Origin of the sequence: Pseudomonas sp. JQ170C, assembly GCF_035581345.1 — a bacterium.
Taxonomy (GTDB): Bacteria; Pseudomonadota; Gammaproteobacteria; order Pseudomonadales; family Pseudomonadaceae; genus Aquipseudomonas.
Genome location: NZ_CP141608.1, coordinates 1,536,742 through 1,559,356, shown reverse-complemented (window position 1 = coordinate 1,559,356; position 22,615 = coordinate 1,536,742). Strand labels below are relative to the sequence as shown.

Genomic DNA, 22,615 nt, shown 5'->3' with positions numbered 1-22,615 from the left:
TGTGCGGCTATTCTAGCGTTTACTTAAAAAGGTCCATAGGTAGAATGGCGCCCTTCCGTTTCGAGTCAGAGCAGATCACATGGCGTTGCCGACCTTAAGGATCATTGGTTTCATCATCGGCATCTTCCTGATCACCCTCGCGATCAGCATGGTCGTGCCCATGGCCACCCTGGTGATCTTCGATCGCACGGGCGATCTGCCGTCGTTCCTGTGGGCCAGCATGATCACCTTCATCGGCGGGCTCGCCCTGGTGATCCCCGGCCGCCCGGAGCATGTGCACCTGCGCCCGCGAGACATGTACCTGCTGACGGTCAGCAGTTGGCTGGTGGTGTGCATCTTTGCCGCCCTGCCGTTTCTGCTGACCCAGCACATCAGCTATACCGACGCCTTCTTCGAGAGCATGTCCGGCATCACGGCCACCGGCGCCACCGTGCTCAGCGGCCTGGACACCATGTCGCCAGGCATTCTCATGTGGCGCTCGCTGCTGCACTGGCTCGGCGGTATCGGTTTTATCGCCATGGCCGTGGCGATCCTGCCATTGCTGCGCATCGGTGGTATGCGCCTGTTCCAGACCGAATCCTCGGACCGCTCCGAAAAAGTCATGCCACGCTCACACATGGTCGCCAAGTCGATCGTGGCCGTGTACGTCGGCATCACCGCACTGGGCGGCCTGGCCTTCTGGCTGGCAGGGATGAACGTGTTCGATGCGATCAACCATGCCATGTCGGCGATCTCCACCGGCGGGTTCTCTACCTCCGACCAATCCCTGGCCAAATGGACCCAGCCTGCAGTGCACTGGGTGGCGGTGGTGGTGATGATCTTCGGCAGCTTGCCGTTTGCCCTGTATGTGTCCACGTTGCGTGGCAATCGCAAGGCCCTGATCAAGGACCAGCAGGTCCAGGGCCTGCTGGCGCTGTTGGTAGTCACCTGGCTGGTGCTCGGCACCTGGTACTGGGCCACCACGAATCTGCACTGGCTCGACGCCTTGCGCCACGTGGCCCTGAACGTGACATCAGTGGTCACCACCACCGGTTTCGCCCTGGGCGACTACAGCCTGTGGGGCAACTTTTCGCTGATGCTGTTCTTCTACCTGGGCTTTATCGGGGGATGCTCCGGCTCGACCGCCGGTGGGATCAAGATCTTCCGTTTTCAGGTCGCCTATATCCTGCTCAAGGCCAACCTCAATCAGCTGATCCACCCACGCGCGGTGATCAAGCAGAAGTACAACGGCCACCGCCTGGACGAAGAAATCGTCCGTTCGATCCTGACCTTCTCGTTCTTCTTCGCCATCACCATCTGCGTGATCGCGCTGCTGCTGTCGCTGCTGGGGGTCGACTGGATGACGGCGCTGACCGGCGCCGCCAGCACCGTGTCGGGTGTCGGCCCAGGCCTTGGTGAAACCATTGGCCCGGCCGGCAACTTCGCCACCCTGCCGGATGCAGCGAAGTGGATCCTGGCGTTCGGCATGCTGCTCGGACGCCTGGAGATCATTACGGTACTGGTGCTGTGTATGCCGGCGTTCTGGCGTCACTGACCGATGCTTCGGCGTCCGGTTCCGGCGCAGGGACCGGCGTGCTGGTACCTATCCGCGCCCGGTACTCGCCCGGGGTGGCATCAAACCAGCGGCGAAAGGCCCGGAAGAAGTTGCTCGGATCGGCAAAGCCCAACAGATAGGCGGTTTCCAGCAGGGTCATGTTTGGCTGCGCCAGGTACTGCTCCGCCAGTTCGCGGCGGGTATCGTCGAGCAGTGTCTGGAAGCTGGTGCCCTCCTCTTGCAAGCGCCGCTGCAGGGTGCGCTGGGACAGATGCAAGGCCCGGGCAATCGTCTCGCGCTTGGGCTCGCCCTGGGGCAATACCCGGCACAGCACCTGGCGGGCACGGTGAGTGACGCGACTTTCGGAAAAGCGCGCCAGGTATTCCCCGGCAAAGCGATCATGCAACGTGGCCATGGCCTCGTTGGCGGTGGGCAGTGGGGCCTCCATGTCGGCACGCTCGAACACCAGCGCATCATGGGCTGCGCCAAACACCAGCGGTGAATGAAAGGCCACTTTGTAGGGCGTGACATCAACGGGCTGCGGGCCCTGGATCAGCACCCGGCGCGGCTGGATCACTCGCCCACTGAGCCAGCTGCACAACGACAACGCGCAAGCCAGCGACGCTTCGGCACTGTGCCGGGTGGGTGGCAGGTGATCGCCGTGGACGGTGAGGATCAAGGCGTAGCCGTCCGGCTCCAGGCGGAAGCTCAGGTCTGAACTCTCGGCGATGATGCGCTGATAGCGCACCAGTCGCTCGAACCCCTCGGCCAGGGTCCGGCTCGACATCAGCGCATAACCGACCACATGGAAGGACGCCGGGCGCACCACCCGGGCCATGTTCAGCCCGATGGCCTGGTTGCCGGAAAGATCGACCGCCAGTTGCCAGAGGCGGGTCATGGAGTCCTGGGTAAAACGGGCGTCGGGGTCATCCAGGGCGGCAAAATCCAGGCCGAGTTGTTTGAACATGGCACGACAATCCAGCCCTTCGAGCTCGAGTGCCTTGACGATCCCTGATGCCCAGCTTGCTGACGTGGTTCTCTCGCTCATGGCTGGCTTCTTATGTTCGTACTGACCGCTCCTGCGGCGAACTCAAAGGATACTCAATTGGCGCCTATTGTCACTGCCCTGTAGTGTTAGTCACTCTAGACTCGGATCAGGCTCCACGCCGTGCATCTTCGTCAGTTCGACAGTCCCGGGAGCAGTGCCGTGAACAGCCCCCAGCAATTTCGCAGCTTTGCCGAGTTCTATCCTTTCTACCTGGAGGAGCACAGCAACCCCACCTGTCGCCGCCTGCACTTTATCGGCACAACGCTGGTGATCGCCCTACTCGCCTACACCCTGGCCAGCGGCGCCTGGCTACTGCTCCTGGCCGTGCCCGTTGCCGGTTATGGCTTCGCCTGGGTCGGGCACTTCTTTTATGAAAAGAACCGTCCGGCCACCTTCAAACACCCGCTCTACAGCCTGATCGGCGATTTCGCCATGTACCGCGACATGCTGCGTGGAAAAGTATCGTTCTGATTTCGGCCCACAAGGTCAGAAACCCGTCTTCATTGGCCACTGCCCCGACAGGCGGTCGCGCTACAGTGGGTTGCCCCTCCCCCCCCTGGAGCGCCGATGACTGAGCAGGCCCGTTTCACCCATATGCAGGACGGCACCCAGCAGGACTGGGCGATCATCGCCAATGACTTCAGGGCGTATGCCAGCCAGTTGGCCGAACGAATCCTCGCGCACTTGCGCTTGCTCGATGGCGACTTCGGTGGTTTTCCCATCGACCGTCTCAGTCATTCCCTGCAGACCGCCACCCGCGCCTGGCGTGACGGGCGCGATGAGGAGTACGTGATCTGCGCCCTGCTCCACGACATCGGCGACACCCTCGGCAGCTACAACCACCCCGACATTGCCGCCGCGATCCTCAAGCCCTTTGTCAGCCCTGAGAACCTGTGGATGGTCGAAAAGCACGGGGTCTTCCAGGGCTACTACTTTTTTCACCACCTGGGCATGGACCGGCACCTGCGCGAGCAATTCCAGCACCATCCGCAGTATCAGCAAACCATCGAGTTCTGCGCCCGCTACGATGCCGCCGCGTTCGACCCGGCCTACGACAACCTGCCCCTGAGCTTCTTCGAGCCCATGCTCAAGCGCCTGTTCGCCCAGCCGCGCCAGTCGATCTACAAGGCCGCCTTGCAGCAGATGACTGAAAGCGCCTGAATCAAACCAGCTCAAGCCCCGCCAGGCGCCGAGCCTCGCGGGCCTGGGCATCGGCCAGGCGATAAAGCTCGATGCTGCCGTCCCAGTGCTCGATCAACGCCGTGCACGACTCGACCCAATCGCCGCAGTTGAGGTAGTCCACCTCCCCCACCTTGCGAATCTCGGCATGGTGGATATGCCCGCACACCACCCCGTGAAATCCGCGCTTGACGCACTCATGGGCAATGGCCTCTTCAAAGTCGCTGATGAAACTGACCGCCGACTTGACCTTGTGCTTCAAGTACGCCGACAACGACCAGTACCCGTAGCCATAGCGGGCACGCCAGTGGTTGAGCCAGCGGTTCAAGGTCAGCGTGAACTCGTAGGCCGAGTCCCCGAGGAACGCCAGCCAGCGGTGATAGCGAGTGATGACGTCGAACTGGTCACCATGGATGACCAGCAGCCGACGCCCATCGACAGTCAGGTGTTCGGCCTCATCGACCAGCTGGATATTGCCCAGCACCAGCTTGGAGTAGCGCCGCAGGAATTCATCGTGGTTGCCGGTGACATAGATCACCTCGGTGCCGCGCTTGCTCATGGTCAGCAGGCGCCGGATCACGTTGGTGTGTGCCTGCGGCCAATACATGCCGCCGCGCAGCTTCCAGCCGTCGATAATGTCGCCCACCAGGTAGATCCGATCGGCCTGGAACCCCTTGAGAAAGTGCGACAGGTGTTCGGCCTGACAATCCCGGGTCCCCAGGTGCACGTCGGAAATCCACAGCGTGCGCACACGCTGCTTGCGTGAAGGTCTGACAAGCTCGGCATGGCTCATGAGCGGGCTCCGGGGCTGTTTTGTCGAGCGTGCCAGTGGGCAGTGAAACGAACGTGACGGAACCACGTCGATCTGATGACACACCCGCTTCCCGCGCCAGCCTGTACACTGCCGCCACTGCCTGGAGGACACTGCAATGAGTGGCAGCTCGCTACTTTCCCTGCGCCATTATCGCCACGACCTGATCGCCCACAGCCACGAGCACCCGCAATTGGTGTTCGGCCTGCGTGGGCAACTGGACTTCGAGCTCGAAGGCCGTGGCGCGCGCGTTGACCGCCAGGGCCTCATGGTGGTGCCGGCCGGCGCCCACCATACCTGCGGCAGCCCCGCCGGCAGCCACTGCCTGGTGCTCGATGTGCCGGGTGATGCGTGGCTTTCCCGGAGCCTTGGCGAACACACCTCGGCCAGCCAGCGCCTGCTCGAACACCGTGGCCCGTTGAGCCTGGACAATCGTCAGCAGCAGTTGGTCGACTGGCTGGCGGCAAGCCCGGTGGCCGACCCGGTGATAGCCCAGCAAGGCGCCGTGCTGCTGCTCGCCAGCCTCTGCAGCACTCAGGCGCCGGTCGCCGAACAGCAGTTGTTGCCCTACGCCGCCTTTGATGCCCACATCGACCGTCACGCCGCCCACCCCCTGCAAGTGGCCGACCTGGCCCGCCTGGCCGGCCTCTCCAGCGCCCGTCTGCATGCCCGCTTCATGCTTGAGTCGGCCACCACGCCCATGGACTACATTCGCCAGCGCCGGTTGCTGCAGGCGCGCAAACTGCTGGCCGAAACCACCCTGGCCATCGGCGAAATCGCCAGCCAGGTCGGCTACAGCTCACAGAGCGCGTTTTCTGCTGCCATGCTCAAGGCCTTCGGACGCGCCCCGCGAGACTTGCGACGAGAGCCTGACGACAATTGACGCGAGGAACGCGACAGACAGCCGCCGCCACGGCCTCGTAGACTGGCCGGGCTGTCCTGCCTATTACAAGGAACACCATGAACCACCGTACTGCCCTCGGCGCCCTGCACATCGGCGCGCTGTTCTTCGGCCTGACCGGCGTCTTCGGCAAGCTTGCCCAGGCGGCGCCCTCGATCATCGTCTTCGGTCGTGCCGCCTTCGCCGTACTGGCGCTGGCGATCTTCGCCGGTGTAGCGCGCAAGGGCTGGCAGCCGCTGCAAGGCCAGGACTGGCGGCGCCTGCTACTGGGCGGCATCTTGCTGGCCGGGCATTGGGTGAGCTTCTTCATTGCCGTCAAAGTCGCCGGGGTCGCCATTGCCACCTTGGGTTTTGCCAGCTTCCCGGCCTTTACCGTGATCCTTGAAGGGTTGCTGTTTCGCGAGCGGATTCGCAGCAACGAAATCATCCTGGTGTTGCTGGTGAGCATCGGCCTGGTCCTGGTTACCCCGGATTTCGACCTGGCCAGCCAGGCCACCGGCGGTCTGCTCTGGGCCTTGTTGTCGGGGTTGTTGTTTTCATTGCTGTCGCTGACAAACCGCGCGTCCAACGGACGTATCCCCGCCGTGCAGGCGGCGCTGTGCCAGAACGCCGTGGTCGCCCTGTGCCTAGTGCCGGCTGCGGCGCCTGCGCTGGGTGAGGTATCGGCGATGGATTGGTTGTGGATTGCGTTGCTGGGGGTGTTCTGCACCGGTGTTGCCCACAGCCTGTTCGTCGCAAGCCTGGCGGTGATCAAAGCGCGCACCGCTGCGGTGGTGTTCGCCCTGGAGCCGGTCTATGGCATTGCCATGGCCTGGCTAATCTTCGCCGAAACCCCGACGCTGCGCATGCTGCTGGGCGGCGCCTTGATCATCCTGGCCATCGTCATCTCCAGCCGCCTGGCAGCCAGCAACACGACCACCAAGACAGCTGCGGTGCAAGGTTGAATCTCAAGGACGGTCGTTATGGCCCAGGTCGCGTTGCGGGTCGATCTGGTCGCGCACCCGCTGCTTGAGCACCTTGGCCTCGGGAAAGCCGCCATCGGCCTTGCGCTCCCAGATCTGCACACCGTCGCAGGTGATCCGGAAGGCGCCACCGGTGGCAGGCTCGAGGGCAACACGGGCCAGATCATCGCTGAAGGTACTGAGCAGCTCCTGGGCGAGCCAGGCGGCACGCAGCAGCCACTGGCACTGGGTGCAATAGGTGATGACGATTTCAGCTTTGTGCGCATTCATGGGACGAAAGACTCCTGACAGGCGGGCGCGCATATACTAGCGGTCTTTAGCCTTAGCTCCGAGAGCCATGATGCACCGCCTGCTGTTGAGTCTGCTGCTGATCGTCGTTTCCTTCCCACTCCTGGCCGCCGAACCACCACGACCGAAAGTCGGCCTGGTGCTGTCGGGCGGTGCCGCCCGTGGCCTGGCCCATATCGGTGTGCTGAAGGCCCTGGAGGAGCAAGGTATCCAGGTCGATGCTATCGCCGGCACCAGCATGGGCGCGGTGGTCGGCGGCCTGTACGCTTCCGGCTACAAGGTCGAAGAGCTGGAAAAGCTCGCCCTGGGCATCGACTGGCAGGAGGCGCTGTCTGACGCCCCGCCCCGCAAGGACGTGCCGTTCCGGCGCAAGCAGGATGATCGTGATTTTCTGGTCCAACAGAAGCTGAGCTTTCGCGACGATGGCAGCCTCGGCCTGCCGCTGGGGGTGATCCAGGGGCAGAACCTGGCCCTGCTGCTGGAAAGCATGCTTGCCCATACCAGTGACACCCGTGACTTCGACAAACTGCCGATCCCGTTCCGCGCCGTGGCCACCGACATCGCCAGTGGCGAGAAAGTGGTGTTCCGCCGTGGCCACCTGCCCCAGGTGATTCGCGCCAGCATGTCGATCCCGGCGGTGTTTGCTCCGGTGGAGCTGGATGGCCGCCTGCTGGTGGATGGCGGCATGGTCGATAACATTCCCCTGGACGTCGCCCGCGAGATGGGCGTCGACATGGCGATCGTCGTTGATATCGGCACACCGCTGCGCAGCCGCAAAGAACTGGCAACCGTGGTCGATGTGCTCAATCAGTCGATCACCCTGATGACCCGCCGCAACTCCGAAGAGCAGTTGGCTGCCCTGCACCGTGACGACATCCTGATCCAGCCGCCGCTGGCCAGCTTCGGTGTGACCGACTTTGGCCGGGCCCAGGAAATGATTGATGCCGGCTACCGTGCCGCCCGTGCCCTGGACGCACGCCTGGCGGTGCTCAAACGTCCGGAAAGTAACGACGCCGAGCTGGATGTCGCGCGCTCGCCAAGCCAGCGCAACCCGGTGATCACCGCCATCAGGATCGAGAACGACTCCAAGGTCAGCGATGACGTGATCCGCTTCTATATTCGCCAGCCAATCGGTGAGCCGTTGGAACTGGGTCGCTTGCAGACCGACATGGGCACCCTGTACGGCCTGGACTACTTCGATCGGGTCCAGTACCGGGTGGTGCACAAGGGCAGCGACAACACACTGGTGATCAACGCCCGCGGCCGACGCGGCGGTACCGACTACCTGCGCCTGGGCCTGAACCTGTCGGATGACATGCGTGGCGACAGCGCCTTCAACATTGGTGCGAGCTACCGGGTCAACGGCATCAACGAACTGGGCGCCGAATGGCTGACCCGGGCGCAGATTGGTGATCAGCAGGAACTGTACAGCGAGTTCTATCAACCGCTGGATGCCGGCTCGCGCTACTTCGTCGCCCCTTACCTGGACCTGGGCTCGCAGAATGTCGAGGCTACCCTGGACGACGACCCTGTTGCCGAATACCGCCTGCAGCGCTACGGCTTCGGCCTGAACCTGGGCCGCCAGATCGGCAACAGCGGTGAAGTGCGCTTTGGTGTCGGCCAGGCCTGGGGCAAGGCGGATGTGCGCATCGGCGACCAGGACCTGCCGCACTTCAGCTTCAACGAAGGTTTCTACGAGCTCAAGTACTCCTTCGACACCCTCGACAACGTCTACTTCCCTCACGAAGGTGAAGACATCAGCCTGACCCTGCGCCAGTTCGAGCCGGACCTTGGCTCCGACCAGCGTTACCGGCAGTGGAACTTCAAACTGGACAAAGCCTTGAGCAGCGGGCCCAACACCTGGGTGCTGGGCACCCAGTACGGTCGCACGCTGGATGACGCCGACGTGATCACTTCCAGTTTCGTGTTCGGCGGCGCCAGGCAGCTTTCAGGCTTTCGCCAGGACTCGGTATCCGGGCAGAACATGAGCCTGATGCGCGTGGTCTACTACCGCAGGCTGACCCCGCGCGCCTACCTGCCGCTGGACTTTCCGCTGTACCTGGGGGGTTCACTTGAGCGAGGCAGGGCCTGGAACAATGACAACGAGTTCGACAGTGGCTACATCAATGCAGCCAGTATCTTCGTCGGGTTTGAGACGCCCCTGGGGCCGCTGAACTTCAGCTACGGGGCAAACAGTGAGAATCAGAAGGCGCTGTACCTGAACCTGGGCCACACCTTCTGAGAGCCGTCAGGACTTTTCGAGGTTGGCGAGAATTCGCGCGTGGACCTTCATGCACACGCGCAACTCTTCCTCGTCGACCCCGGTGAAGAGCTCGGCGCGCAAGGCGTTGGCGATGGTTTCGATCTGCTCGATCAGCGGCTTGGCCGGCGGGCACAAATGGATTTTCTTGGCGCGGCGGTCTTCAAGCACAGCCTGGCGACGCACCAGCCCCTGGGATTCAAGGCTGTCGAGCAGACGCGCGAGGGTCGGACCTTCAACACCCACGCTCTGGGCCAGTTCGCGCTGGGTAGGGGCCTCGTCGAAACGCGCCAGGTGCAACAACACCAGCCAGCGGGCCTGGGACAGATTCAACCCGGCTAGGCGACGGTCCAGCTCGGCACGCCAGCCTCGGGACATCTGGGCTATCTGCATTCCGAAGCGGTGGTGGTCAGTCAACGGCATAAAAAACTCATCATTAGAACTAATTATTAGCCAGCTAACCATGACCCCGCGTAACAGGCAAGGCTCATAAAGCCGCCAGCTACCCGGTAATCGTTAGAAATAATGACAAATCCTGTATTACATTTCGAATTCAGCAGCCAACGCTGCGCGCACGCAATACAACACGCCCTCCGGCACCCGCGCACCAAACTGCTCGGCGATGGCCGATACCGGCGGTAGTTCGCCCTCGCCGTCGAGGAACGCATCCTGGACTTCGGCCAGCAGGTCTTCGGGCAGGTCCAGGGCCTGCTCCAACGACAACTGCTGGCGGCCAATGGCTTCGGCCAGCATGCTGTAGACGTTCTTTTCGCTGCAGTTGAGCTGACCGGCGATCTGCGCCGGCGTCATCCCGGCACGGGCAAGGCTGGTCAGCTCGTGACGCAGGTCGGCCACCACCGGCGGCGTCTCGGCCGCACCGCCCAACACTTCGAGGAAGGCCTCGCCGTAGCGCTCCAGCTTGCGCGCCCCCACACCACTGACCCGGGCCATTTCACTGAGGCTGGAGGGCTGGCTGCGCAGCATTTCCAGCAAGGTCGAATCCGGGAAGATGACGTAGGGCGGCACGCCATGCTCTTCGGCCAGCTTGCGGCGCAAGGCGCGCAAGGCTTCCCACTGCTCGCGCTCCTCGCCGCGCACCAACTGGCTGGCCGGGCTGCCGCCACTGCTGCTGCCCTTGCTGGTGGCCTGCGGCTTGAGGTCGCGGCGCAGCTCCAGGCTGACCTCACCGCGCAGCAATGGCCGGCAGGTGTCGGACAGGCGCAAGCCGCCGTAGCCTTCAAGGTCGATATCGGCCAGGCCGCGGGCAACCAGCTGACGGAACAATGTACGCCACTCGCCTTCGGAGCGGTCCTTGCCGACGCCGTATACCGCCAGCTTTTCATGACCGAAGTTGCGCACTTTCTCGTTGTCGCGGCCCAGCAGCACATCCACCAGATGGCCCACGCCATAGCGCTGACCGGTGCGGTACACCGCTGACAATGCCTGGCGTGCAGGCTCGGTGGCGTCCCAGGTCTGCACGCCATCGATGCAGTTGTCGCAGTGCCCGCACGGTTGCAGCAACTCTTCATCAAAGTAGTTGAGCAGGGTCTGTCGGCGGCAGCGGGTTTCTTCACACAGGGCGAGCATCGCATCGAGCTTGTGTTGTTCGATCCGCTTGTGGCGCTCGTCCCCTTCGGAGTTCTGCAGCATCTGCTTGAGCATCACCATGTCCTGCAGGCCGTAGGCCATCCAGGCATCCGCCGGCAGACCATCACGACCAGCCCGGCCGGTTTCCTGATAGTAGGCTTCCAGCGACTTGGGCAGGTCCAGGTGGGCAACGAAGCGCACGTTGGGTTTGTCGATGCCCATGCCGAACGCAATGGTGGCAACCATGATCAGACCTTCCTCGTTGAGGAAGCGGCGCTGGTTGGCGGCACGGGTCTCGGCAGGCAGGCCGGCATGGTAAGGCAGTGCCGGAAAGCCCTGGTCGCACAGGTAGGCGGCCACGTCGTCGACCTTCTTGCGCGACAGGCAATAGACGATACCGGCGTTGCCGCGTCGCTCACCGAGGAACGCCAGCAACTGCTTGCGTGGCTGCTCCTTGGGCACGATGCGGTAGAAAATGTTCGGGCGGTCGAAACTGGAGAGAAAGCGCTCGGCATTCTGCAAGTGCAGGCGCGTGACGATTTCTTCGCGGGTGCGCATGTCTGCCGTGGCGGTCAGGGCGATGCGCGGCACATCGGGGAACAGCTCGGCCAGTTGCCCCAGTTGCAGGTATTCAGGACGGAAGTCGTGACCCCATTGCGATACGCAGTGGGCTTCGTCGATGGCGAACAGGGCGATATCCAGGGTGCGCAAAAAGTCCAGCATGCGTGGCTGCACCAGGCGCTCCGGCGCCAGGTACAGCATCTTCACTTCACCCCGGCGGATGCGCCCGGCAAGCTCGCGTTGCTGCTCGGCGCTCAAGGTGGAGTTCAGCGAAGCCGCAGCCACGCCCAGTTCGTCGAGGGTCGCCACCTGGTCTTCCATCAACGCGATCAGGGGCGATACCACCACCGCCAGGCCTGGGCGCAACAGCGCCGGCACCTGGAAGCACAGGGACTTGCCGCCGCCGGTGGGCATCAGCACCAGCGCATCGCCACCCTTGGCCACGCGTTCGATGATCGCACCCTGGCGCCCCCGAAAACTGTCATAGCCGAAGATGTCCTTGAGGACGCGCTGAGCCTGTTCGAGCATAAAAACTCCAAAAATCGCAAAACCATCCTGGGCACAGGCTGGATGAAAACCTTCCCCGCTACACCCGAAATTGCGTAAGCGGCTTTTACCCGGACCTTGTCGCACGGGCGGCCTGGGGTAAAAGCGGGGCATTATACCGGAGCCTGCGGCTTCACAGGATGCTCAGCGATAGACGTCTTCCTTTGCCTTGATTGCGCTGCAAGGTGCTAGAATTCAGTATCGTTTATTCCCAAGGTAGCCCCGTAATGTCCTTCGCCGAGCAATTGACCCGCCTGCAAGCCTTCCTCGACGCCGACGAGCTGCACGAAGAGGCGCTGGACTACGTTGCCGCCCACGGCTACATGACCGCGCTGTCGATCTGCTCCGAGCAGGTCCCGGACCGCGAATGGATCGACGCCCTGTTCGCTGAAGAGCCGCATTACAAGGACGACGCCCAGCGCGAAGAAATCGAAACCACCCTGCTCGCCCTCAAGGCACACATCGCCCGCCAGTTGGCCAGCGACGAAGAGTTCGAGCTGCCATGCGACCTGGACCTGGGCGAAGAGCCGGATGACTCCGACCTGCGCGGCTGGTGCATCGGCTTCATGGAAGGTGTGTTCCTGCGCGAAGAAGCCTGGTTCGAGTCGGCCGAGGAAGAAGTCAGCGAAATGCTCCTGCCGATCATGGTCGGCTCCGGTCTGTTCGATGAACAACCCGAGTTCGCCGACATCGCCAGCGATGCCAACCTGATGGACGACATGATCGTGCAGATCCCCGAAGCGCTGACCGCGCTGTATCTGCTGCTGCACGCGCCGGACGAAAAACCAGCACTGCTCAAACCACGCCACCACTGAGTTGGCGTCTGTGCGCTACCTGCTGCTGGCCGCCGGCTGGCTCAGCGTCGCGCTGGGGGTGATCGGCATTTTCCTGCCGGTGCTGCCGACCACCCCTTTCCTGCTTCTGGCTGCGGCGTGCTTTGCCCGCAGCTCTCCGCGCTTTCATGACTGGCTGATCAACCACCCGCAACTGGGTCCATGGATTCGTGACTACCTGAGCGGCGAAGGCATACCGCTCAAAGGCAAGGTCTACGCCATTGTGCTGATGTGGTTGAGCATTGGTTTGTCGTGCTACCTGGTGCCGCTGGTGTGGGCACGGGGGTTCATGCTGACCAGTGCGGTACTGGTCAGCATTTACATCTTGCGGCAGAAGACGCTACGACGGCCGTCGTAAGCATCGCCGCGCAAGCCCGCTCCTACACCGTATCCACCTTCAACGAGTGATCATTGAGCATCCCGTTGATGATGGTCGCGGTATCCTGCCCTGCGGCAATCACCCCGCCAGCTCCCGCCGTGACACCGTAATGCTGGGCCAGGTTGACGCCCGCCAGATCAATCGTCTGCACAGGTGCCGCCCCCGCTACCGCACTTACCTCGATGGTCGACACAACGCCCGCCCCGCTGCCGGTGACCTTGAAGTGCAGGTAATCATCCAGCGATGTCGAGGTCGCATTCTCGCCCTGCAGCAGTTGTGAAAGGTCGAGCCGGTCACTCCCGGGGGTGAAATCGGTGACCACGTCATGACCGCTATTGCCTTGTTGCCATTGGAAGGTGTCGCTGCCGGCACCGCCGGTGAGGGTGTTGTTGCCTCGCCCACCGATCAGCACATCGTCACCACCACCTCCCACCAGGGTATCGTTGCCCAGCCCCCCTCTGAGCAGGTTGGCCATGTCGTTGCCGGTCAGGGTGTCGTTGTAGTCGGAGCCGACCAGGTTCTCGATACCGGTCAGGGTATCGGTACCCGCCCCCAAAGTATTCTGCGAGCCGTTGGCATTAAGGCTGACCGTAACGCCACTGCCCGCCCCCGCGTAGCTGGCCGTGTCGATCCCCGCGCCGCCATCGAGCACGTCGTTTCCGGCGCCGCCGATCAGCAAATCATTACCGTCGCCCCCCTGCAGTGTGTCGTCGCCATCACCACCGATCAGCACATCGTTGCCCGCCCCGGCAGTGAGCGTGTCGTTGCCGGCCCCCGCCAGCAAGGTGTCACTGCCGTCGGTACCGGTGAGGGTGCTGCCTGCGTGGTAGGTGATATCGACGTTGCCGGTTACGCTGCCACCGTGCCCGTCGCTGACGGCGTAGGTCCCGTTGTAGGTCTCCGGCTGTGCCCCGGCGTAGTCGACCGTCATGGTCAGGTTGTAGTACTCCGCCGCGTTGGCACTGGAGCCGGACGTGTTGGTCAGGTTGACCACATGAATGCTGTAGACCCCGTCATGGCTGGCCGTGAACGAGTCACCGTTGACGATGTTCTCATAGCTGCCCGTCGCATCCTTCCACTGCATCAGGATGTGCCCGTCTGCAACGTCATGGTTGAGGGTGAGTTTCTCGCCCTTCTTCAGGGTCACGGTCAACACGTCTTCATCGTTGGCGCTGGTTGTGGAGACGGCGCCCAGGTAGCCGTTGACGATCAAGGCTGCCGTCGTGACGTTGGCCGCGCCCCTGAAGGCGCTGCGATCCAGGGCTTTCTCCCGGTTGCCGGAACTGCTGCCGGTGCCGTCGAAGTCGATCTGCTGCAGTGAAGCGTTGGTCACGGTGAACCCCGCGCCCTTGGCCTCCCAACCGGTGTTGAAGGACGTCGGGCCGGTGCTCAGCCGATCATTGTCGGCGTCGCTGTCGTTGGCCAGCAAAGCTTCCGCCGGCACCACGATAGTGCTGGAGAGAATGTTGGTGATGATGTGGTCGGCCCCCACCACCGGCGCGGTATTGCCGTGGACATTCACCGTGAGAGTAGCGCTGCTCACGTCACCATCGTTGTCGCTGGCGGTGAAGCCGATAGTTTCAACCCGCGTCGTGCCGTTGTCTTTGGGTGGCGTGTAGGTGAACTCGCCAGTGTCCATGTCCACCACAAAGGTACCGCCCAGCACTGTCTTGATGTTGAAGCTGTTGGTGGTCGTATCGAAGCTGCCCCGGTCGGTCCCCGTGGCGGTGTAGCTGCCTTGCCCGTTGTTGGCCTTGGGGTCGTAGGTGTAGGTGGTGCCATCGATCAGCAACGACTTGATAAAGCCGCCATCGGCGCCGAAGTGCCCATCCGTCATCAGGCTGCCGGTAATCGGTGCACCCTGAACCGTGCCGGACAGCACCTGGTTCAGCATGCTCAGGTCGGTGACCACCACCGAATTGGTGTCGGTGTGGGTGCTGCCATCGTAGGCCAATGGGTTGAGGTTATCGGTATTGACGCCATTGCCAAGGCCGATGGCGTAGGTCTTGATCCCGTTCTGATCCAGAAACGCCTTCCAGGCAGCCTCCTCCTGTGCGTTCAGGCCGCTGGAGCTGGGGACAGGCGCACCATCGGAGAAGAAGTAGCCCACATTCTGCGCACCATCGATCTTGCCGTTGGTGACAAATGCCTGCTGCGCTGCGGCAACCGCCGCGTCGTAGTTAGTCGTGCCGCCGGCATGAAGCCCTGCGACATAGAGCTTGGCATCGGCGACCGAGAGCCAGACCGTCGACGGGGCCGAGGCGTCGCTGCCGAAGATGACGATCTGTACCTTGACGTCGCCCATCTCGTCGTACTTGTCGAGCAAGGCATTGATCGCCTGCTTGGACAGTTCCAGGCGACTCAACCCGTTAACCCCTGAACCGGAGGTCATACTGCTGGACACATCAATGATCAGCAGCAAGTTGGAGTCCACCTGCCCCGGCGTGACCGAGCGCTCGGCGCCCACCACCCCCGGCACATCATCGACGATGGTCACATCCAGGTGAGCGGTGGCCGAGCTGCCGTCGCTGTCGGTTGCCGTAACCGTGATGCTGTCAGACAGGTTGTTGATGCCGCCGGCATTCGGATGGCTCTCGTTGTCCAGCAAGGTGTAGGTGTAGCTGACTACCCCCGTGCTCGGGTTGTAGCCGGTAATGGTCAGCGAGTTGCCCAGCGGCGTGGTGCCCGTTTGCGGGAAGCCGCTGACCACGCCACCACTGACCACCGTGATACCGCCGACGATCAGGCTCTGCAGACCATCGGGCGCGGTCACGGTGAAGGTGCCCGTCTTGGTCAATGCCGAAGCATCCGGGCTGCTGCCATCGCTGAGGTTTTTCTCAAAGACCGTTTGCTCGCCACCGGTAATGTCCAGGCCGTTGATCACGACCGGGTTGTCCAGGTTGCTGACTTTCAGCTCCAGGTTGGCCGAGCTGACATCGCCATCGGCGTCGGTCAGGGTGTAGGTGAAGGTTTCTACCCCCGTTCCACCACCGTGCAGGTTGATGAAATCCGCATCGCTGGTGTTGAGGGTGTAGGTGTAGGTGCCGTCGGCGTTCAACACCAGGGTGCCGTACTTGCCGGTGAAGGTACCGGGAGTGATCGGACCGGCAGTCACTCGATCGGCGCCCTGCACGTCGTTGGTCAGCACATTGCCGCTCAGGGTCAGTCGGGTTTCGCTGGCAATCAGGTCATTGCTGTCGGGGTTCGCGGTCGGCACATCGTCAACGATGTTCACGTCGATGTTGCCGCTGGCAGTGCTGCCGTCGGTGTCGGTGACCACCACCTGGAAGCTTTCACCGAGGCTGTTGGCCCCTGCGCCGGTCGCATGGGTTTCGTTGTCGCCCAGGGTGTAGCTGTAGGTGACCACCCCCGTAGCCGGATCAAAACCGGTGATGGTCAGGGTGTTGCCCAGCGGGGTGTTGATGACCTGCGGGAAGGTGTTGGCCACCCCGCCGGTGATCACACTGACGCCATGCACGGTCATGCTCTGCACACCATCCGGAGCGGTGATGGTGAAGCTGCCCGTCTTGGTCAGTGCCGAGGTATTCGGCGCACTGCCGTCACCGAGGTTCTTCTCGAAAACGGTCAGTTCGCCACCGTTGACGTTCAGCCCATTGAGGGTGACCGGGTCGTTGAGGTTGCTGACGTTGAGTACCAGGTTGGCGGTGCTGGTATCGCCATCGGCATCGTTGAGGGTGTAGGTGAAGGTCTCGACGCCCGTACCGCCGCCGTGCAGATTGATGAAGTCCGGGTCGGTGGTGTTCAGGGTGTAGGTGTAGGTTCCGTCGGCGGCCAGCACCAGGGTGCCGTACTTGCCAGTGAAGGTACCGGGGGTGATCGGGCCGGCAGTCACTCGGTCGGCGCCCTGCACGTCATTGGTCAGCACATTGCCGCTCAGGGTCAGTCGGGTTTCGCTGGCAATCAGGTCATTGCTATCGGGATTCGCGGTCGGCATGTCGTCGACGATGTTCACGTCGATGTTGCCGCTGGCAGTGCTGCCGTCGGTGTCGGTGACCACCACCTGGAAACTTTCACCGAGGCTGTTGGCCCCCGCGCCAGTGGCATGGGCTTCGTTGTCGCCCAGGGTGTAGCTGTAGCTGACCACCCCCGTAGCCGGATCAAAACCGGTGATGGTCAGGGTGTTGCCCAGCGGGGTGTTGATGACCTGCGGGAAAGTGCTGGCCACCCCGCCGGTGATCACGCTGACGCCATGCACGGTCATGCTCTGCACACCGTCCGGGGCGCTGATGGTGAAGCTGCCGGACTGGGTCAGTGCCGAGGCATTCGGCGCGCTACCGTCACCGAGGTTCTTCTCGAAAACGGTCAGTTCGCCGCCGTTGACGTTCAGCCCGTTGAGGGTGACCGAGTCGTTGAGGTTGCTGACGTTGAGTACCAGGTTGGCAGTGCTGGTATCGCCATCGGCATCGTTGAGGGTGTAGGTGAAGGTCTCGACGCCCGTACCGCCACCGTGCAGATTGATGAAGTCCGGGTCGGCGGTGTTCAGGGTGTAGGTGTAGGTTCCGTCGGCGGCCAGCACCAGGGTGCCGTACTTGCCGGTGAAGGTGCCGGGGGTGATCGGGCCGGTGGCTATCCGGTCGGCGCCCTGCACATCGTTGGTCAGCACATTGCCCGTTAGGGTCAACTGGTTCTCGGTGGCAGTCACCGAGTTGGTGTCGCCTTCAGCCCGGGGCACATCGTCTATGACGGTGACATCCAGCGAGCCGCTGGCCACATCACCATCGGTGTCGCTGACCAGTACCGTGAAGCTTTCGCCCAGCCCATTGGCACCGTTGCCAGCGGCATGGGCCTCGGCACCGGTGAGGGTGTAGCTGTAGCTGACGACGCCAGTGGCAGCATCGTAGCCGGTGATGGTCAGGACATTGCCGAGCCCGGTGGTGATGGACTGCCCCACGCCGGTCACCGCGCCCGCAGTCACCACATTGATACCACCGACATTAAGGTTGAACACCCCGTCTGGCGCTACCACGGTGAAGCTGCCGGCCTGGGTCAGGGCGGCCGGGTTACTGGCCGAGCCCTGCGCCAGGTTGGCCTCGTTCAAGCTCAACTCGCCACCGTCCACCGCCAGCCCTTCGAGGCTGACCGGGTTGTCTGCAGCCGGCTCAGGGGGCGCCACCAGCACTGGAGGCGCTTCATTGTTATTGAACAAACCGACATCCAGGTCGGCCAGCTCTGGAAATCCGTTGAAGCCCGCCGTCGGAAAGCCGATGACCGGATCGACCCGTCCGGCCACTTCACTGAGCAGTACAAAGGAGTGACCGCCACCCGCTGCTCCCGACGCCCCGCCACTGCCTGGGCCAGCGGCGGTCGGATCGGCTTCCTGGCTCGGGTCGACACCGGAAGCAATCGCTTGCTGGAGCTTCTCTACATCGGTGAGTTGCGCCTGGCTCGGCGTCGACGCCTCAGGGGTGTCCACGTGCGGTGCGCGGTTGGCCAGCAGCGCGTCCGACAGTTGCAGGCTGCTGCCACGCCCCAGGGTCAACTCGCTGCCATTTTGCAGATGGACGGCCACGGCGCCCGCAACGCCTGTATCCAGCTGCTCGCCTACAAACAGCCGGTCACCTTCAGCCAGCGCCCGACGTGTCCCGTCACTGGCCACAGCGAAGACTTCTCCGACAATTTTGCTGACGACACCGATTAACTTGGCCATGGGCGCTCTCCTGGGATGCACAACGGTTTCACAGGAAAGTGCTTGGAGCGCGTGGAAGACCCATCAGGAGTGCCTTGGGTCAACATCCGGAATACGCGGAGCGAAGTGGATTGCGCTGCAATCTACACTTCGCTGGCTGTGTTCCGATCAGCGGAAAAGTCGACTGGCCATTTGGCACCTGCCAAAATATTGTCGCCTTTCCTCCCTCCCCACCGCTACATCCGTGCCCTTTGCTGCAAAGATTTTTGAACTTTCTTGGGCGCCCGAAAATACCCACTGGCGTTGACTCAACGGGACCGCCTGATATCAACAATGTCTCCGTTTCCTTAGAACGCATAAGTTTTTTTTCGCATAACCCTTATGAAAAAATCTTCTTAGCTGGGCTTATAAATGTTCTTAGCTAACTTGTTACAAGCCTGAAACGGTTTGACCTTAGAAATTCGTCAATTTTTTGGCGACAGCAACACCCAATATTAGAATTCAGGGAGAAGTACCCCATGCGCGTTTTGACCCCCATCACCAGCGCAATCCTTTTGGCCATGGCATGTGCCAATGCTCAGGCGATGTCGATTACGGAAGCTGTGCAAAGCGCCGTGGACCAACATCCGGAAATCAACGCCAGCCGCAACAGCCGGCTCTCGGCAGACGAAGACGTGAAGGTAGCCAGAGGGGGCTATTTTCCAAGTGTCGACCTGGTTGGCGGTTACGGCCGGCAGCGTTCAGACAACACCAACACCCGTGGCTTCAACGCCGACAACACACGTAATCACAACAAGGAAACCTTGACCTACACCCAGTCTGACCTGCGCCTGCGGCAGATGCTGTTCGACGGCTTCAACACCCCCAACGAGGTGGGCCGTACCGAAGCGGTGGTCAACTCCCGCGCCTACTACACCCAGGCCACTGCCGAAAGCATTGCCCTGCGCGCCATTGAGGTGTACCTGGAGGTGCTCAAGCGCCGCGAACTGGTCACCCTGGCCAAGAACAACCTGCAAGCTCACCTGCGCGTCAATGACCAGATCGGCCTGCGCAGCGAACGTGGCGTAGGCAGCAACGCCGACCGTGACCAGTCCACCGCCCGTCGGGCACTGGCAGAGAACAACCTGTACACCGCTGAAGTGGACCTGGCCGACGCCGAAGCCAACTTCTACAGCGTCATCGGCCGTCAGGCCGACGAGCTGGAAACACCGGTCACCATCAAGGGCGAACTGCCCGCCACCCTGCCCGACGCTCGCCAGGGCATGCTCGACAACAACCCCTACCTGAAATCGGCCCAGGCCGACGTGCAAGCTGCCGAGCAGCAGTACGAAGTGGCCAAGTCGCCGTTCTACCCGCGCCTTGACGCAGTGCTGGCCACCGGTGCCAACAACAACACCGCAGGCCAGGTCGGCCACGACAACAACGACTGGCAAGCCGGCGTCGAGCTGAGCTACAACCTGTTCCGCGGCGGTAGCGACAAGGCACGCCTGCAGTCCGATGCGCACAAGATCAACCAGGCCATGGACATCCGCAACAACGCCCTGCGCACGCTCAACGAGAACCTGGCGCTGTCGTGGAACGCCATGACCAACGCCCGCCTGCAAACCCCGACCGCCCGTGAATACGCCGACACCACCACCCGGGTGCGCGCGGCCTACCAGGATCAGTTCGGCCTGGGACAACGGACCCTGCTCGACCTGCTCGACAGTGAAAACGAGCTGTACAACGCCAACCGCCGCTACACCGAAGTGCGCTACACCGAGGAGTTCTCGATGTATCGGGTCCTGGCCAACATGGGCGAACTGCTGAGCAAGCAACGTATCTCGCTGCCGCCCGAGGCCATCGCCAAGAGCGAAGTGAAGAGCGAGGCGCGCTTGCCCGATATGCGCTGATTCCCGACATGCAGCAGGAGTAGGCCACTGTGACCAGCATGCAACCTGCAAGCCCGGCGGCGGATCCGCGCCAGAGTTTCGATGACCCGTTACTCGATGGACTGCTGATTCTCTGCAAGCTGCATGGTTGCACGGTCACGCGCGCAGGCCTCAGCGCTGGCCTGCCCTTGGCGCAGCAGCGCCTGGGCTTGGACCTGCTGCCCCGGGCCGCCGCCCGTGCAGGCTTGCAGGCACGGGTGCTGCGCCGGGACTTGAGCGCCATCTCGGCGCTCAACTTGCCGGTGCTGTTGCTGCTCAAGGAAGGCCGTTGCGCCGTGTTGCGGCGCTTTGGCGATGATGGCCGACTGCTGATCCTGCCCAGCGAAGCCGAAGGCGGCGAGCAATGGGTCAGCCGCGAGGAACTGAACCAGGCCTACAGTGGCGAGGCCCTGTTCGCCCGCCCCCGGCATGAACTCGAAGACTTGCGCGCACCGCTGATGCCACGGGTCAACGCCTGGTTTCGCGATACGCTCAAGCTGTCCCGCTGGCTGTACAGCGATGCCATTCTTGCCAGCCTGCTAATCAACCTGCTCGGCCTGATGGTGCCGTTGTTCGTCATGCAGACCTACGACCGGGTGGTGCCCAACCAGGCCCTCTCGACCTTGTGGGTCCTGGTCGCCGGCCTGTTGATCGGCACCCTCTTTGAACTGATCTTGCGCGTGGTACGCGCCCACCTACTCGATCAGGCCGGCAAAAAGACCGATCTGATTCTTTCCGCCACCTTGTTTGAACGCATCACCGGCATGTCGATGAAGGCCCGCCCGGCCACCATCGGCGGGTTTGCCCAGAGCATCCATGACTTTCAAGGACTGCGCGAATTTCTCACCGCCGTGACCCTGACCAGCATCATCGACCTGCCCTTCGTGGTGCTGATGCTCCTGGTCATCGGCCTGCTCGGTGGCTGGCTGGTGGTGATCCCGTTGATCGCCTTTCCGGTGACCATTCTCTTTGCGCTGTTCATCCAGGTGCGCCTGCGCGACACCGTACAAAAAAGCCTGGCCCTGGGTGCCGTGCGCCAGGCCCTGTTGATCGAAACCCTGGGTGGCCTTGAAACCCTCAAGGCCTGCAGCGCCGAAAGCGAGCGCCAGTACCAGTGGGAAAGCACCCACGGCGCCCTCACCCGCCTGGACGCCCACGCCCGCAACCTCTCGGCCCTGGCGACCAATGGCACGCTGTTCATACAGCAGTTCTGCGGCATGGCAACCATTGTTGCCGGGGTCTACAGCATCATTGCCGGCAACCTCAGCGTGGGCGCCCTGGTGGCCAGCTACATGCTCGGCAGCCGGGTGTTGGCGCCTTTGGGACAGATCGCCGGATTGATCACCCGCTACCAACAGGCGCAGTTGACCATGCGCAGCACCGACGCCCTCATGGCCCTGCCCCAGGAGCGCCAGCCCGACCAACAGCCGCTGGAGCGCACACAACTGCACGGAGCCCTTGAGGTCAGCCACGTCACCTTTCGCTATGGCGGGCAGAACGCCGCCGCGCTCAATAGCGTGAGCTTCAGCGTCAAGCCGGGCGAGCGTATCGGCATCATCGGTCGCAGCGGTTCCGGCAAAAGCACACTGGCCCGCCTGATGATGGGGTTCTACGCCCCCGACGAAGGCCAGATCCTGCTCGACAACCTCGACCTGCGCCAACTCGACATCGCCGACTTGCGCAACCAGATCGGCTACGTGGCCCACGACCTGCCCTTGCTGGCCGGCAGCCTGCGCGACAACCTCACCCTCGGCGCGCGCTACGTCAGCGATGCCCGCATGCTCGAGGTGGCCGAGCTCACCGGTGTCAGCGAACTGGCCCGCCAGCACCCGCAAGGCTTCGACCGCCCGGTGGGCGAGCGTGGCCAGTTGCTGTCCGGTGGCCAACGCCAGGCCGTGCTGATGGCCCGGTCGATGCTGCTGGAGCCGCCGATCATGATCCTCGACGAACCCACCAGCCACATGGATAACGCCAGCGAAGACCAGTTGCGTCATCGCTTGCACGACTGGGTCCAGGGCAAGACCCTGCTGCTGGTCACCCACCGCACCTCGATGCTCAGCCTGGTCGACCGCCTGTTGGTGCTGGACAACGGCAAGGTGGTCGCCGACGGGCCGAAGGAAGCGGTCATCGATGCACTGCGAAAAGGTCGTGTCGGTACAGCCATCTAGA

Annotated in this window: 16 protein-coding genes; 10 read left to right on the top strand and 6 right to left on the bottom strand. The window is 62.7% G+C overall.

What is annotated here, in order from left to right:
• Window positions 1-79 precede the first annotated feature (79 nt).
• On the top strand, window positions 80-1,534 hold the full coding sequence (locus U9R80_RS07145) for a TrkH family potassium uptake protein (protein ID WP_301837035.1): 1,455 nt from the start codon (window positions 80-82) through the stop codon (window positions 1,532-1,534).
• On the opposite strand, the gene U9R80_RS07140 is transcribed toward U9R80_RS07145, so the two are convergent.
• On the bottom strand, window positions 1,491-2,582 hold the full coding sequence (locus U9R80_RS07140; RefSeq protein ID WP_301837036.1) for an AraC family transcriptional regulator: 1,092 nt from the start codon (window positions 2,580-2,582) through the stop codon (window positions 1,491-1,493). The two genes, U9R80_RS07145 and U9R80_RS07140, sit on opposite strands and share 44 nt — an antisense overlap.
• A 159-nt stretch (window positions 2,583-2,741) precedes the next feature.
• Between U9R80_RS07140 and U9R80_RS07135 the strand changes: the two genes are divergently transcribed.
• Together U9R80_RS07135 and U9R80_RS07130 are read left to right on the top strand one after the other, a co-directional pair.
• Window positions 2,742-3,053, top strand: a complete 312-nt coding sequence (locus tag U9R80_RS07135; protein ID WP_301837037.1) for a DUF962 domain-containing protein — start codon at window positions 2,742-2,744, stop codon at window positions 3,051-3,053.
• A 96-nt stretch (window positions 3,054-3,149) separates the two neighbouring features.
• Window positions 3,150-3,743, top strand: coding sequence for an HD domain-containing protein (locus U9R80_RS07130; protein ID WP_301837038.1), 594 nt, complete (start codon window positions 3,150-3,152; stop codon window positions 3,741-3,743).
• 1 nt (window position 3,744) lies between these two features.
• Here the strand turns inward: U9R80_RS07130 and U9R80_RS07125 are convergent, their stop codons facing one another.
• Entirely contained in the window at window positions 3,745-4,554 is an 810-nt protein-coding gene (locus U9R80_RS07125) for a UDP-2,3-diacylglucosamine diphosphatase (protein WP_301837039.1), read from the bottom strand.
• Window positions 4,555-4,690: 136 nt separating this feature from the next.
• Between U9R80_RS07125 and U9R80_RS07120 the strand changes: the two genes are divergently transcribed.
• Together U9R80_RS07120 and U9R80_RS07115 are read left to right on the top strand one after the other, a co-directional pair.
• The gene (locus tag U9R80_RS07120) at window positions 4,691-5,455 is read left to right on the top strand and encodes an AraC family transcriptional regulator (RefSeq protein WP_301837040.1); all 765 of its coding nucleotides are present in this window, start codon (window positions 4,691-4,693) and stop codon (window positions 5,453-5,455) included.
• 77 nt (window positions 5,456-5,532) lie between these two features.
• Window positions 5,533-6,417, top strand: a complete 885-nt coding sequence (locus U9R80_RS07115) for a DMT family transporter (protein WP_301837041.1) — start codon at window positions 5,533-5,535, stop codon at window positions 6,415-6,417.
• A 3-nt stretch (window positions 6,418-6,420) separates the two neighbouring features.
• Here the strand turns inward: U9R80_RS07115 and U9R80_RS07110 are convergent, their stop codons facing one another.
• On the bottom strand, window positions 6,421-6,705 hold the full coding sequence (locus tag U9R80_RS07110; protein WP_301837042.1) for a SelT/SelW/SelH family protein: 285 nt from the start codon (window positions 6,703-6,705) through the stop codon (window positions 6,421-6,423).
• A 70-nt stretch (window positions 6,706-6,775) separates the two neighbouring features.
• Here U9R80_RS07110 and U9R80_RS07105 point away from each other — a divergent pair, with 70 nt between their 5' ends.
• Entirely contained in the window at window positions 6,776-8,965 is a 2,190-nt protein-coding gene (locus U9R80_RS07105) for a patatin-like phospholipase family protein (protein ID WP_301837043.1), read from the top strand.
• A 6-nt stretch (window positions 8,966-8,971) separates the two neighbouring features.
• Here U9R80_RS07105 and U9R80_RS07100 read toward each other — a convergent pair whose 3' ends face one another.
• Complete coding sequence (locus U9R80_RS07100; protein WP_028944737.1) at window positions 8,972-9,406, bottom strand: MarR family transcriptional regulator; 435 nt, start codon at window positions 9,404-9,406, stop codon at window positions 8,972-8,974.
• A gap of 117 nt (window positions 9,407-9,523) precedes the next feature.
• Window positions 9,524-11,659 carry a DNA helicase RecQ gene (gene recQ, locus U9R80_RS07095; protein WP_301837044.1) on the bottom strand — a complete coding sequence of 712 codons (2,136 nt, stop codon included), beginning with the start codon at window positions 11,657-11,659 and terminating at the stop codon, window positions 9,524-9,526.
• A 245-nt stretch (window positions 11,660-11,904) separates the two neighbouring features.
• Here recQ and U9R80_RS07090 point away from each other — a divergent pair, with 245 nt between their 5' ends.
• On the top strand, window positions 11,905-12,492 hold the full coding sequence (locus U9R80_RS07090; protein ID WP_028944739.1) for a UPF0149 family protein: 588 nt from the start codon (window positions 11,905-11,907) through the stop codon (window positions 12,490-12,492).
• A 1-nt stretch (window position 12,493) separates the two neighbouring features.
• Window positions 12,494-12,868 (top strand): YbaN family protein, encoded by a 375-nt coding sequence (locus U9R80_RS07085; RefSeq protein WP_442964943.1) that lies wholly within the window; start codon window positions 12,494-12,496, stop codon window positions 12,866-12,868.
• A gap of 22 nt (window positions 12,869-12,890) precedes the next feature.
• On the opposite strand, the gene U9R80_RS07080 is transcribed toward U9R80_RS07085, so the two are convergent.
• On the bottom strand, window positions 12,891-18,557 hold the full coding sequence (locus tag U9R80_RS07080; RefSeq protein WP_301837046.1) for a retention module-containing protein: 5,667 nt from the start codon (window positions 18,555-18,557) through the stop codon (window positions 12,891-12,893).
• Between the two features lie 497 nt (window positions 18,558-19,054).
• Between U9R80_RS07080 and U9R80_RS07075 the strand changes: the two genes are divergently transcribed.
• Window positions 19,055-20,428 carry a TolC family outer membrane protein gene (locus U9R80_RS07075; RefSeq protein WP_301837047.1) on the top strand — a complete coding sequence of 458 codons (1,374 nt, stop codon included), beginning with the start codon at window positions 19,055-19,057 and terminating at the stop codon, window positions 20,426-20,428.
• A 38-nt stretch (window positions 20,429-20,466) separates the two neighbouring features.
• On the top strand, window positions 20,467-22,614 hold the full coding sequence (locus tag U9R80_RS07070; RefSeq protein ID WP_442964965.1) for a type I secretion system permease/ATPase: 2,148 nt from the start codon (window positions 20,467-20,469) through the stop codon (window positions 22,612-22,614).
• The last annotated feature ends 1 nt before the right edge of the window (window position 22,615 follow it).